This window comes from Paenibacillus sp. HB172176 (assembly GCF_011947265.1).
Lineage (GTDB): Bacteria > Bacillota > Bacilli > Paenibacillales > Paenibacillaceae > Pristimantibacillus.
The window spans coordinates 347,625-362,153 of record NZ_JAATHD010000004.1 but is presented as its reverse complement, the minus strand read 5'-3'; the positions used below and the strand labels follow the sequence as shown (position 1 = coordinate 362,153).

At 54.4% G+C, this 14,529-nt stretch carries 8 protein-coding genes; 4 read left to right on the top strand and 4 right to left on the bottom strand.

The features are described 5' to 3' along the window. Positions 1 to 150: 150 nt before the first annotated feature. On the top strand, positions 151 to 2,337 hold the full coding sequence (locus HFP08_RS08590) for an alpha-galactosidase (protein ID WP_168120171.1): 2,187 nt from the start codon (positions 151 to 153) through the stop codon (positions 2,335 to 2,337). A gap of 28 nt (positions 2,338 to 2,365) precedes the next feature. Here the strand turns inward: HFP08_RS08590 and HFP08_RS08585 are convergent, their stop codons facing one another. Next, a complete protein-coding gene (locus HFP08_RS08585) occupies positions 2,366 to 3,436 on the bottom strand; it encodes an undecaprenyldiphospho-muramoylpentapeptide beta-N-acetylglucosaminyltransferase (protein ID WP_168120170.1) in 1,071 nt (356 codons plus the stop codon). 122 nt (positions 3,437 to 3,558) lie between these two features. Further along, positions 3,559 to 5,796 (bottom strand): glycoside hydrolase family 43 protein, encoded by a 2,238-nt coding sequence (locus tag HFP08_RS08580; RefSeq protein ID WP_168120169.1) that lies wholly within the window; start codon positions 5,794 to 5,796, stop codon positions 3,559 to 3,561. Between the two features lie 237 nt (positions 5,797 to 6,033). Between HFP08_RS08580 and HFP08_RS08575 the strand changes: the two genes are divergently transcribed. From HFP08_RS08575 to HFP08_RS08565, 3 genes are read left to right on the top strand one after another with little or no spacing between them, the layout of a single operon-like run. Next, a complete protein-coding gene (locus HFP08_RS08575; protein ID WP_168120168.1) occupies positions 6,034 to 7,188 on the top strand; it encodes a GntR family transcriptional regulator in 1,155 nt (384 codons plus the stop codon). Between the two features lie 7 nt (positions 7,189 to 7,195). Beyond that, complete coding sequence (locus HFP08_RS08570) at positions 7,196 to 8,674, top strand: alpha-N-arabinofuranosidase (protein ID WP_168120167.1); 1,479 nt, start codon at positions 7,196 to 7,198, stop codon at positions 8,672 to 8,674. A 14-nt stretch (positions 8,675 to 8,688) separates the two neighbouring features. Next, positions 8,689 to 9,054, top strand: coding sequence for a hypothetical protein (locus tag HFP08_RS08565; RefSeq protein ID WP_168120166.1), 366 nt, complete (start codon positions 8,689 to 8,691; stop codon positions 9,052 to 9,054). A 556-nt stretch (positions 9,055 to 9,610) separates the two neighbouring features. Here HFP08_RS08565 and HFP08_RS08560 read toward each other — a convergent pair. Both HFP08_RS08560 and HFP08_RS08555 read right to left on the bottom strand, forming a co-directional pair. Next, on the bottom strand, positions 9,611 to 10,882 hold the full coding sequence (locus HFP08_RS08560) for an MFS transporter (protein WP_481856552.1): 1,272 nt from the start codon (positions 10,880 to 10,882) through the stop codon (positions 9,611 to 9,613). A 281-nt stretch (positions 10,883 to 11,163) separates the two neighbouring features. Beyond that, a complete protein-coding gene (locus tag HFP08_RS08555) occupies positions 11,164 to 14,499 on the bottom strand; it encodes a 6-bladed beta-propeller (protein WP_168120164.1) in 3,336 nt (1,111 codons plus the stop codon). Positions 14,500 to 14,529: the final 30 nt, after the last annotated feature.

Sequence of the window (14,529 nt, the reverse complement as noted above, 5' to 3'; positions counted from 1 at the left end):
ATTTCAAAGCTTCTCCCTCGTCCATGCAAGCATATAAATATCACAATTTTTTACCACTATAGATCATAACATTACTATTTATAGCTATAATTATCATTAATATAATGAGATGTATAAATGACTAATCCACCAATGAAAGGATGCATTCGCATGACCATTCTCCAATTGCTCCAAGATTGTTATATTCGCCTTGAGACACAAAAGCTTATTGTCGGCAACGCCAGCATCGAACGAAGCTGGTCACTTGCGGAGGGCGTTCCCGTTAATCTCACGCTCACCGATAAGAGAAACGGGAAGGAGTGGCTGCGGAAGGAGCAGCAGGGAGCGCTGTTCGCTTCGCCTTGGCTGCCCCCTATCGCCGATCTGGAGTCGGTCTTCCTCTCCTCGTCCGTCGACAATGATCTGGGCGTATCCGAATCCTGTCTGCAAGCCCATCTGGATCTTCACTACACCAATCAGGATTGGTTCGTAAGACTGTGCATCCTGATCTATCCCAATCAGCCTTTCATCCGCCATCATCTGAAGGCGCTCTCTTCCGACACTTCAACGAATTCGGGACACATCCGCATAGAGCCTCTGAGACAATACGCCGCCGCGGAAAGCGAAAGCGTCGCCGCAATGACGCTCGACAACAATAATAAGCAGGCTGCAGAGGCGGGGATCGATTACTTGGATCGTTTGCCGCTGAGCGACCTCCATTGCCGTTGGGAATCCGTTATCTTCCGCGACCAGACGGATGTGAACAATAATTTGATCTCCCGCGACCAAGGGCTGCTATATCGAAACGAGCGACGCAGCCTGCGGGGCAATCTGCTCATTCTTCAGAACAATTTGTCTGACAATGGGCTGCTTCTCATCAAGGAAGGAGCTACGCCGACCGGCCATCAGAACGATACCGGAGCCGACTTCGACTTCCACGGCGTACAGCTTCGGATGATCGGCTCCGGCGTCGGCGTCAGCGATACGCTTGCCGGCCAATCCATAACCTCATACGGAGCGACGGTCGGCGTAATGAGCGGAGACCGCTATGAGCACTATCAGCTTCTTCAGCGCTATCATCGAACCATTAAGCGGCATCAACCGCAGAAGGACAGCTATTTGCTCAGCAATACGTGGGGAGACCGCTCCCGCGACGGCCGAGTGACCGAAGCGTTCCTTCTGAAGGAGCTGGAAGCGGCGGCGAAGCTGGGCATTGCTATTTTGCAAATTGACGACGGGTGGCAAAAGGGGGTTACGAGCAATTCTGTTCATGCGGCGAAAGCGGGAGGCCGCTGGGGTGATTACTATAGCGGTGGCGGCGATTTCTGGGAGGTGCATCCCGAACGCTTCCCGAGAGGCCTCGCGCCCGTCATCGAGAAAGCGAGCAAGCTTGGCATCAAGCTGGGACTCTGGTATTCGCCGGACTCAGCTCAGGATTGTGTGCACTGGAAAAAAGATCGAGATACGTTGATTCGCATGCATCGGGAATGGGGAATTACGGTTTTCAAGCTTGACGGCGTCAATTTGACCTCGAAGCTTGCCGAGGAGCGCTTGTTGAAGATGATTCGCGGGGTTGTGGAAGCAAGCGGAGGCGCAGTCGATTTCAATATGGACACTACCGCGCAAAAGCGACTTGGCTATTGGAACAGTGTGCAATACGGCAATCTTTTTCTCGAAAACCGCTATACCGACTGGAGATCCTATTACCCGCACTGGACTCTCCGCAATTTATGGCTGCTTAGCCCGTATATGCCGACCTCAAAGCTGCAAATGGAGTTTCTGAACGTGAATCGCAATACGGAATTGTACGAAGATGATCCGCTTGCCCCTTCGGCTTGCGGACAAGTCTATGCGTTTGCAACCGTTGCTTTCGCTAATCCATTGGCCTGGATGGAGCTGTCTTCGCTCAGCGACGGTCAAATGAACGCGCTGACGCAAGCCATTCACGCATGGAAGCCGCATCACGACCGCATTCTCGCCGGCCATGTGCTGCCGATCGGAGAAGAACCGACAGGCGTCGGCTGGACCGGCTTTCAGAGTATTGCCGATGCCCGGAGCGGCTATTTGCTCATTATGAGAGAGCTGCATCCTTCGGAGGAATTTGCGATGAAGCTATGGGGACTTGGAGCAGGATCGACCGAATCAAGCGTTTCTGAACGAGCGGCGGCAATACGGTTGACCGAAATTGTTCGCATGGATGAGAAAGACATCGTTCATGCCGGAGCAGGCAAGCATGACGGCGACGAGGGCGGCTCCGAGATCGGGACGCAGCTTCTGCCGCCAAACGCAAACGGGACGTACAGCTTCCGCCGTCCCGCCCCGTTCACATTCACCATCTATCGTTATGAGATCCAATAATGCATTGGACCACTCGCCATAGATGAGCTTATCTCGCAGATCCCTTAATGACAGCTAACAGCTTCTGCAAGGGATCTTCTCCTTCGCCCGTCCGCATATTGCGCTTCAACTCGTCGCGTCTTGCATAGACTTCCTGAATCCGTTCCAACAGCATGCCATCGGACATATGCTCCTCTTCCAGCACCTCGCAGTAGCCTTGCTTCAGGAAGGATTGCGCATTGAGCAGCTGATCGCCGCGGCTCGCGCTGAGCGACAGCGGAATAAGCAGCATCGGCTTCTCAAGCGCCAAAAATTCAAAAATCGAATTGGAGCCCGCTCGAGACACGACGATGCTCGTCATCGCCAGCACATCCGCAAGCTCCTCTCTTATGTACTCGAATTGCTTGTAGCCGCGAATGTTGTTCTTCGACTCATCCACCTGTCCCTTGCCGCACAAATGTACGATCTGGAATTGCTGAAGCAGGGCGTCCAGCGAATCGCGAATCTGCTGATTAATCTTGCGGGCGCCTTGGCTGCCCCCCATTACGAGCAGCACCGGCTTCTCCTGCGTGAACTCGCAGAAATGCAGGCCCCTCAGCTTATTGCCGCTTCGCAAATGATCTCGCACCACGGCTCCGACATGCACCGATTTCTCCTTGCTCAGATGCCGCCCCGTCTCCGGAAAGGTGTAGCATACCTTCGTCGCATAGGGAACTGAGATGCGGTTCGCCAGTCCCGGCGTAATGTCGGATTCATGAATGACAACCGGCACCCTGTTCAACCAAGCGGCAATGACGACCGGCACCGAGACGAAGCCGCCCTTCGAGAACACCACATTCGGCTTGTAGCTCCGAATCTCCCGATACGCCTGCCATAAGCCTTGGATGACGCGAAAGGGATCCTTCACATTTTGCCAGGAGAAATATCTGCGGAGCTTGCCTGTTGCAATCCCGATATATTCCACTCGCTGCAGAGGTTCAATCAACTCCGCTTCGATTCCCTTCATCGAGCCCATGTATTTCACTTCCCAGCCGTCCTTCTGGAAATAAGGGATAAGCGCGAGATTCACCGTCACATGCCCCGCCGTTCCGCCGCCGGTGAATAAAATTTTCTTCGGCAATTTTGCTGCCTCCTTGACCTGATCTCATTTCGGCTATCGTATCATGTTTCCCTTGCCGGTGCCATATGTCTAACTATACGCCGAGGTCAACGCAATCATGTGACGGTTCGGTTAATTGATTGTTAATAAATCACTTCGATATGTCTAAAAGCCGCTTCCCCGGAAGCTAGAATACCGACCGAAGCGGATAGCTCTGGCTCGGCCTTAGTTAAATCCGCTTGGAGCTTGCCGTGAAATATGACCGTCTGATCCAGAAGAATGAGAGTCTGCTCGCCCGCCCGCTTCATCCAGAAGCAATGCTCTTCCATTGGATCGAAGGCTGCGGGAAGATTGATGGCATGAATGATTTCGCTGATGCCGTCTGCCGCTTGAATATGCTTCAGCAGATGGCCATTGCGCTCATATTGAAAGACGGTATAATGATCTGCATTCCCATAGACGGGAAAGAAGCCTAACATGCCCGTTTGGCGCTCATGGTCGAGACTCCAATCCATACGGAACTGGAAATCTCCTGCTGTGAAGCGAGAATCCAGCAGAAGGATCGACGGCTCATTCCCCGGGTTGCGATGGCGAAGCTGACCGTCTTCGATGGTCCACTGAGGCATCATGCCGCTTGCGGCTGCTGAGCCGTTCGCCGCCGCGTCTCTATATTCGCCCGCTCGGAGCAGAGCAGCGAACTCTTCCGCAGTTTCACGCTCAAGCTTGAAACTGCGCGTAATGGCAAAGCCGCTGAAGGACGCCATCGCATATTGCGTGAAGAAGCCAACCCGGCCTTCAGTAATTGAAATAAAGGCGCGCAGAAGAAGTACCCCGTCCAGGTGCACCGCCAGCTGACGTCCCGTCTTTTCCACGCTCATTTCATGATACGCCTTGGCCTGGAAGCCAGTCGGCAGCGAAGCCGCCTCGCTCTCCAGTCTGATTCCATTGCGCACGCTGTAAATCTCCAACGTTCTTCTGCCTTTGTCCAGCACAATAACCGAATAGTTACGAGCATCCCGGTAGGCCGAGTAGAAGCCATACCTTGCGCCCGCATGATTATCAATCGCTTTCAAGCTGAGCTCCGCGACATAATGCTCGTAGACATGCTCGGTCAAAATCGTTCCTAAACTGGCGGCATTCGTCTGTAGGAGCTCGCCATCGCGAACCTCCCATTGCCCTCCTGCAGACTTCCAGCCTTTTCCCGGAGCGCCGTCTTCTTGGTCGAAATGATCCATGAACGAAGCCTTGGCGGGAGCATCCTGCTCCTCGGAGGAAGGTCCGGCGATCCAAGGATGGTCGCCCTGCCACAGCATGCGATCCAATCGCATCTGACGCTTCTCCTCATCATTCGATTGCGTTGACGCATCCCCTTCAGAGGATGTCTCCGCAACGGCCGGCTTCACAGCCCGGCCATGGTACACGACCCATTCCTCGATCAGGTTCGGTCCGACAACCATCGAATTATGCCCCGCGCCCTCGACTTGGTCATTCTGCTGAAGCAAGGGGCGATACGTTTTGGCGCTTGGCGCTTTGCCCCAGCTCAGCTCTCGCAAATCCTCCTGCCCGCCCTGCCCCTTGGCTGCAGAAAGCCCTAGAAAATAGGTCGGGCTGCCGAATGCGTTGCCGCTGTACATGACGTAGTGCATGCCGTTCCTCCGGAAGTAAAAGGCTCCCTCAATCGTGTGCCAATCCCGGCCGTCGCCGAAGCGGTCGACCGCGAAGATCTCCTCCTCGATGCTCGGCTCCACAACCAGCTTGGGCTCATGCTCCAGCGTCATCATGTCCGTCAAGCGATCGACGAGAATGACTGTGCCCGGCCGATAAGGATCCGTGCCGCTGTACTCGTTGTTGGAATAGAACAAATAATAGCGTCCCGCCTCGTCCTTCACGACATGAGAATCAATGGAGAACGTATCGAAGAGCGTCTTCTTGTACTCGAACGGTCCAAGTGGCGATTCCGAGACCGCGACCTTCATCGTGCCATAATGGGCATCCTCCTCTGTAAGCGGATAACAGGACACATACATATAGAAAGCGCCGTTCTCATAAACCACCGAAGGCGCCCAGAATTGATGCTGTCCCTCCATCTGGAAGGCATAGCCGTGACTCCTCCAAGCGAGCAGGTCCTTCGAATGAAGGACGGTTACGCCTCCCGAATGCGTGGCATAGCTGTAATATTGCCCCCGATGCTTCAGCACGTAAGGATCCGGGTGCGTCATAATCGTCGGTTGGGACGTTATCCGTCCCTGGTTTCCTTTTTCGCTGTCAACTGCGACGCTTGCAGGATTTCGAAATTTCTCCTGCCGCAGAGTCGGAAGGCCGCTCAGCGCTTGCCTTGCCGCTTCCACTTCCCGCTCTCTGTCATTGCTTTCCATGTGCATCTGTTCTATTCCTCCTCATCATGATGGTCGTCACTCGCCATCATATCGGAGGCTGCCGCAAAAGAAAAGAATACAATTCATGATTTCTTGTACAATATCACTCTACCGGGATGATTCCCTTTCGCAGATTCCCTGCTGCATTTCAAAATTGGGGCTGGACGTTCGACTCTCCCAGTGGTATTGTATTGGTATTAAATCGATTTAATATTGGTATGAACAGATAGGTGGTACCCCGGGATGAAGAAATCTCCGCTTCTCAAAGAAAAATTAACGGAACAGCTCAGGCGGCAAATTCATGAGCTGCAGACCGATCAACTAGTGAAAATCCCATCGGAACGCAACTTGTCCGAAAGCTTCGAGGCAAGCCGCGTCAGCGTGCGGTCCGCCATTCAGACGCTCGTGCGGGAAGGACTGCTCGTGCAATTGCAAGGCAAAGGCACCTATATCGTGCCCGCCGTGAAGCTTGACACCATGTACGTCATGTGCTCGCCGGATATTAAAGGCAATGACCCGTATTACACCAATTTTCTCGTTGAAATCACGAATTTGGCCGCCAAGCAAGCCATCAAGCTTTCCATGGTGACGCCGGACAGACTGGCAGGCGGCGCGGTGCCGAGTCCGCTTATTCTAATCGGCCAGATGGATGACGAACTGCTGGATCTTATGCGCTCGGCGACCGGTCAGCTCTATTCCACCGTACGGTATGCGCATCGCGAAGATATCATTCAGATCTATTACGACGACTACCGCATCGGAAGCAAGGCCGCCAAGACGCTGCATGATGCCGGGCATCGCAGCTTCGCCCTGCTTGCCGGACCGGACCGCTACGAGTCCTCGCGTCTTCGGAAGCAAGGTTTCCTCGCGTTTTGCCAGCAGCAGGAAGCCAAAGTCACCGTCATCACGGAGAAGATGAACTGGGAAGGCGGCCGGCGCGCCGCGGACAGCCTCCTTGCGGGGCCGATGTCTGGGCGGCCCGGCCCGGACGCCGAGTTAGACGCTGACTCGGGCGCCGGGTCGGATGCTGGTTCAGATTCGGACGCGGATACGAGCTCTAGCTCAGACCCTGGCTCGGGCTCCAGCTCAACCTTCCTTCCGGACGCAATCTTCGCCGTCAACGACTGGATGGCCGCAGGCTGCATACAAGGCCTTCGCGAGCAAGGCCGCAAGGTGCCGGATGAAGTCTCGATCATCGGCTGCGACGATATCCCGCTCGCATCCCAGATTGCGCCCAAGCTGACTACGTTCAGCCTCGACGCCAAGCATATCGTCGAAGAATTGTTGTCCGTCATTCACAAGAACAGCAAGCAGACTTCTCCGAAGTCTGAACAAATCATTCTGACAGCCGCACTCGTCAGTCGGGCGTCGGTTGCCGCGAAGAAAACAAAGGAGTAGATCTCTCATGGCCAAATTAACGATTCACGCGAACTCACCAAAACATATCATTAACAAGAATATTTACAGCCATTTCTCCGAGCATCTCGGACGCTGCATCTATGAAGGCATCTGGGTCGGACATGACTCCCCGATTCCGAATACCGAAGGCATGCGCAACGACGTGCTGGAGGCGTTGAAAGCTCTGAAGATCCCCGTGCTCCGCTGGCCGGGAGGCTGCTTCGCGGATGAATATCACTGGAAGGACGGCATTGGACCTGCCGAGAACCGCAAGCGGATGATCAACACGCATTGGGGCGGCGTTGTCGAGAACAATCATTTCGGCACGCATGAATTTCTGCGCCTGTGCGAGCTGATCGGCGCCGAGCCGTATATTAGCGGCAACGTGGGCAGCGGCACGGTTCAGGAGATGTCCGAATGGGTCGAGTATATGACCTTCGACGGCGAGTCGCCAATGGCGAATCTTCGCAAGGAGAACGGCCGCGAGGAGCCTTGGAAGCTGACTTATTTTGGCGTGGGGAACGAGAATTGGGGCTGCGGCGGCAATATGCGTCCGGAATACTACGCGGATTTGTATCGCCAGTATGCTTGCTATGTGAGGAATTACGGGGATAATCGCATCTTCAAAATCGCCTGTGGAGCCAACAGCTTCGATTACAACTGGACCGAGGTGCTGATGCGCGAAGCGGCCAAGCATATGGACGGCCTCTCCCTCCACTATTACACCGTTCCAACCGGCGTGTGGCAGGACAAAGGCTCCGCGACCGAATTCGGCGAGAAGGAATGGTTTCAAACGCTGCAAGAAACGATGAAGATGGAAGAGCTGCTGGTGCGGCATTCTGCAATTATGGACAAGTATGACCCGGAGAAGAGAGTTGCGCTTATGGTCGACGAATGGGGCACTTGGTACAATGTGGAGCCGGGCACGAATCCTGGCTTCCTCTATCAGCAGAACACAATTCGCGACGCGCTGATCGCCGGCATTAATCTCAACCTGTTCCATCATCACAGCGAGCGCGTGCAGATGACGAATATCGCTCAGGTCGTCAACGTGCTTCAAGCTGTCATTCTGACCGAAGGCGCGGACATGCTGCTGACGCCAACCTACCATGTCTTCGACATGTACAAGGTGCATCAGGATGCGAAGTACATTCCTGTCGAGCTGCAGAGCCCAGCTTATACGATGGAAGGCAAGCATCTGGACCAACTGAGCGCATCCGCCTCGATGGATGACAGCGGCGCCGTGAACGTTTCCCTCTGCAATCTGCATCATAGCGATTCGCTTGAGGTGGAATGCGATGTTCGAGGATATGCTGGCAGCGAAATTTCCGGCACGGCGGTTACTGCGGGCTCTATTAACGCCCATAACAGCTTTGAAGCTCCCGAGGCTGTCATTTCAGAGGCGTTCACAAGTTATCGCATGGATGGAGAGAAGCTGTACGTGACGCTTCCCGCGCATTCCGTCGTGACGCTGCGCTTGGCATAAGAGCTGACCTCGCGATGATGAATCGTCCTGTGAAGGCTGAAGCTAACAGGTTCGGGACGCCAGCAGCAGCCCCCAACAAGCCCGACAGATCGAGCGAGCATGAGCTGGATGCTGTCGTTCCCAATTGCAAGGGCTGCTCCGCAAGCGTTCATGTGAAGCCGGAGGAGATCGCTGAGCTGTATGGCGGCGACATCCTCCTTCGGCCTGGCAGCGTGAAGCTGGTTACCGAATCGGAGTTTTTACGCCGCTTGTCGACCTGCGGCGGCTGCTCCGATTATCGCTGGGGCACCACCTGCCGCTGGTCCGGAGCGCTCATGGAGATCAAAGCGAAGCTCGACTCAACCCGCTGCCCTTCGCCTCACGGCTCGAAGTGGGCATGACCGGACAGCGTTGTTCCTTCATGAGCTTGCTCCGCCTGAATGTATAAACGCAAACGAAGCCCGGCCGTCCTGTTGGACGTCCGGGCCTTTCTCTGACTTCTGCTCTAACGGACATTTCGTCACCTTAGCGGGCAGTCTGAGCAAAAAAATAGCCCCATTTGCTTTCTAAGAAGCGTAAATGTCCGTCAGCAAAGAAATAACCGTTACACCGACTCTCTCTGGTGGAACATTAACCGCTGGACTTCGTTTCACCGACCACTATACCGACTTTATACCTCCGCCGGACCCTTCAACGAGCAGAATTAACATCATCGGGAACATCCAGCAACTATGGGCATGCAGAATCCACAAAAACTTCTACAGCATGATTGTGAGCAAATGGCCCGATATAAAGAAGCCGCTGGAAGGCTACTTGGGCGATGCAGCACTTTGAAAAATCAGATAAGAATAGGCACGGCACTGCCGTGTCTTACATGGATCGCCTGTCCTCTACTAGCATCTCTTATAAATATGTTACATCTGCTATACCAATCCCGCGGCTCCTACATCCCGCCATTCAACCGCTCGCTTCAATCGTCTCCATTTCCCGCCTGCCCAGCGACCAAATGACAACCGGAACGAGCAGCAGCGCAAGGAAGCCCCCGCCTAACGCGAGAGTCGAATAGCTCGTATGCGACGCGATGACGCCGGACATCGCGCCGCTTGATGCTCCGGTCAGCGCAATCAATACATCGACCGAGCCCTGCGTCTTGGCGCGGGTCGAAGCAGTTGTCGCATCGACAATAAGCGTCGTGCCGCTGATCAAGCCGAAGTTCCAGCCGATGCCCAGCAAGGCGAGCGCTATAGTCAGTCCCGGCATCGAATCGCCGGGTGCCGCAGCCGCGAGAATACCTGCACCGAGCAAGGTTATGCCTGCCGCCACTGTCATGGCAATCCTGCCTATTTTGTCAACCAACACGCCTGTAAACAGGGATGGCAAATACATCGCGCCGACATGAATGCCGATGACGAGACCGACGTCCCCGAGTCCATGTCCATGCATCTTCATATGAACCGGCGTCATCGTCATAATGGCGACCATCACAATTTGAGTCATGATCATGACAGCGGCGCCGACAACGATGCCCCGTTTGTCCGCTGATGATGACAGCTCGGCCGAGCTTCCCGTGTTTGACCCTGTTGACGACGCCCAGGGGGTTCCCGTGTTTGCCGATCGACTGCCCGCTACCCCCGCTTGCCCCTCCCGCTTTGCAGAGGCTTCCCGCTCTTTCGCAATCGCTTGCGCGATTAGCAGAGGATCGGGTCTAAGCAGGACAAACAGCACTGCCCCTGCCAGCAGGAAAGCTGCGGCCGCAAGCAGGAACGGCCCCGCCAATCTCGGAATGCCCATCGAATCAGCGACATTCCCCATCACATCGACCAGATTCGGACCTGCTACAGCGCCGAAGGTTGTCGCCACCATTGCGGTGCTGATTGCCGTCGCCCGCTTGTTCGGCGCTGCCAAATCGGTCGCTGCATATCGCGCTTGCAAATTCGTCGACGTACCCGCTCCATAGACCAGCAGCGATGCGAACAACATCGCGGCACTCCCTGTAACGGCAGCGAAAATAACGCCAAGCGCCCCGATGCCGCCGAGCAAAAAGCCCGTCGCAAGTCCATTTCGTCTCCCCGCGCGCTGCGACAGCCTACCGACGAACAGTGCCGTTACAGCCGATCCCAGCGTGATAAGCGCTACCGGCGCTCCGGCGAAGCTGTCCGTTCCCAGCATATCCTGCGCAAGCAGTGCGCCGACTGTAATTCCCGCGGCCAACCCCGCTCCGCCGAACATTTGCGACAGTGCCACAATCCATAAAGAACGTTTGAAGAGCTTCTGCCGTTGTTCCTCCGACCATTGCCCCGACAGCTCCGCCTCTTTCACTCGACTCCCTTTATTCCCTCTCATCACTCGTTCCTCCAAATCACGGGATTGCTTTCTTCTCGCCTAATCGTAACAGCTTCAGGCCCTTTCGGCTATCCCCCGCCTCATTGAACGCTTGCATATTAGAACGAAAATAAAAAAAGACAATACAGAAATTCTGTATTGCCACTTCGTTCGATTTAACTTTTATTCTATTCAAACAAGCGCAATAGAATCGTAACCGCTTCGGCTCTTGTAGCCGTTCGAACAGGAGCGAATCGATTGCCGCCCGTTCCTAATAGAATGCCTTGCTCGAACAAGGCCGAAGCCGCGCCTCTTGCCCATACCGGAATGTCGCCGTCATCGGCGAACGAGGTTGTCGAAGGCGCTGCTATCGTATCCAGCCCCAGAGCATCCAGACCTTTCATAACCATCACAGCCATTTCGGCACGGGTGATGCTGGCGCCCGGACGGAAGGTTCCATCCGGATATCCGCTGATCATGCCGGCTCTAACGGCCATGCTGATCGAGTCGTTAGCCCAATCGCCTATGCCGGAAGCATCTGTGAATGCAAGCAACGGGAATGAATGGTCAAGCTCCAGCGCTCCCTCTTCATCCAATAGCTGCAGAGCGTTCATCAGCATCACGATAAACTCCGCCCGGGTAACGATCCCCTCCGGCTTGAATGTGCCATTGTCATACCCGTGGACCAGCCCTTTCTTATAGGCCGCTTCTATATTCGCCTGTGCCCAGTGTCCGGCTATATCGCCGAAGGAGATCGGAAGGGTCCCGGTCTCGCCCGTCGGCTGCTCCACAGCGGTGTCGCCGTTCGAACCGTCCCCCGTGTCATCACCAGTCTCACTGCCAGTTTCGCTGCCACTTCCTCCGTCTGTGCCGCCGCCAGTCTCGCTGCCAGTACCTCCGCCTGTGTCGCTACCAGTTCCGTTGCCGGTTCCTCCGCCTGTGCCGCCGCCAGTCTCACTGCCAGTTCCTCCTCCTGTGTCCCCGCCAGTTCCAGCGCCGTCGCCGTTGCCTGTTCCTCCACCGTTGCCGGTTCCGCCACCGCTGCCATCGCCCGAGCCGCCGTTGGAGCCGCCGCCGCTTGTTTCCTCCGCATGGCGCGTCAGCTCCAGCGTATACAGATTGCTTGTATCATCCTGAGCAGCCACTTCAATGGTAATTGGATTCACACCGTCAACCAGGCTCGCCGTATAGAGGTAGACCGAATCAGTAACCGTGGAGTCATATGTTGCTCCCGTCACGGTTAATTGTTGCGTTAAATCAGCCTTCATTAACGCTAGCTGAACGGTGTTTACTTGATGCTCCACCTCTGCCGAGTAGCCAAGGATTTCCGAAGAGAAACCAGGCTGGACATCCCCTTGATCAATCGTCAATCCGGCCAACAAGGCAGTTCCGCTCATTCGCAGCGCCTGAAAGACATATTCTTTGCTCGTTATGCCATCCCACGCAGTAACGCGAACGGAGATAACGCCGTTCTCCGATTCTAATGGAACGGCGTACTGCATCGATCCGTCCAGCGCTGTTCCCTCGACCCTTCCCGATGAAGCAGCGACCGCCACACTCGCCATAGGATCAGCCGTTTGAAGCGTCATCAACAGCTCCTCCAGGTCGTCTGGCACAAACACTCGATAAGGACCCGCATCTCCTCCGGCAAACACCGGCTTCGTCCCTCCGCTCGATACGGAAGCTCCAGCCAAATCCGCATTATCATTCGCGCTGTATACATGAATCGAATTGTTACTAGAGAACATGGTCTTCTGAAGGGCATACATCCATCCATTGCGATCCACCGTCAACTGATAAGGAATTTCATATGTCCATGTATCGGGAACGGCAAAGTCCCACTCCTTCAGGAAGACTCCGCTCGAGTCGAATTGCTGAATACGGCCATTGTTAAAGTCGACCGCATACACATTCCCATATGCATCAACAGCAATATCTTTTACATCATCGAATTGACCCGCTTCAGCGCCCGTTTCTCCCCATTCCAGCAGGAGATTTCCGAATGCATCGTACTTCTGAACGTAGCTGTCCTCGCCCCCATATGAAACATAGAGATCCCCGCCCCCATCCACAGAGAGATTAACCGCTGCCGGGAAAAATAAATCCGATTCACTCTTGGGATCCAATTGCCATTCGGATATGTAATTCCCGTTTGAATCAAACTTCTGCAGCCGGCGGTTATCATCGACCACATATACCTGCTGATCCTTGTCCACCGTCAATGCTTTCGTATAATGAAACTCGCCGGCATTGCCGCCGTAGCCGCCCCACTGCAGAAGAAAATTGCCGTCCGCATCGAATTTTTGCACTCTGCTATTCCAACTGTCAACGACATAAACATCATCCTCTTCATCGATAGCGATGTCGGAAGGAGACATAAACTGTCCATCTTCGCTGCCATAACTGCCCCATTGCCGCAAATAATGCCCGGATGCATCAAATTTCAATACTCTGGAAGCGCCAGACTCTGTCATATAGATATTGCCGGAACGATCCGTTGCGATAGAATCGGGAGATATCTCTACATTCCCGCCGGTTCCCCATTTCATCAGAAAAGTCCCGTCCTCGTCAAATATCTGAATCCGATTATTATTGCTGTCCGCGACATAGATATGATTGTCCGCGTCAACGGTCACGCTGGCCGGATAAATGAATTGCCCGTCCTCATCGCCCTGGCTTCCCCACGCGCTCACATAGCCGCCGCTTGAATCGAATTTCTCTATCCGATGATTGTAGGTGTCCGCGACATAGATATTACCGTCAGCATCCACCGCAACGTCTTCCGCATTGAACAACTGTCCATCTCCACCGCCGCGGCTTCCAAACTCCAAGATATAGGTGCCGTCAGAAGCATATTTCACGACTTGTTGATCATTTCGATCCACTACGTACACATTGCCGCTGTTGTCGAGTGCGATTCCGCTTGGCATCGACAACTGTCCGACAGCATTGCCCTGTTTGTCCCATTTCTCGACGAACGCGCCATCTGAAGTGAAAATTTGAACAGTGCATCTATTTTTATCGAGAACATAGAGATTGCCGTCAGCATCCATTGCGAGGCCGGATGGCTCGATAAACTGCCCGTCCCCAGAGCCGTTGCTGCCCCATTCCGCGATAAACTGCCTATTTGCATCAAATTTCTGAATGCGATGATTGCCGGAATCCAGCACGTAAATGTTGCCGTCCCCATCCAGGACGAGCTTGCTCGGCGATCTGAACTGTCCCTCGCCGCTGCCTTCAGAGCCCCACATGGCTATGAAGTTGCCGTTCTTGTCCAGCTCTTGAATGCGGTTGTTATACTGATCCGCTACAAAAATATTCCCTTCCGCATCCACTGCCGTATCGGCGGGATAGTTCAGCAATCCCTCTGTCGGCACCTCGAATCCGCCATCCATCGCGATTTCATGAATGCCGTTCGAATCAGCCTCGGCATAACTTTTTGAGGCATACGGGATTGCAGCAGCTCCTGAAAGCAAGATGACAGCAAGCAAACCGTGAAGCATCGCCTTCGCCTTTTTGACCATTTCGTCATTCCTCCAACTTGTCTATTGTTA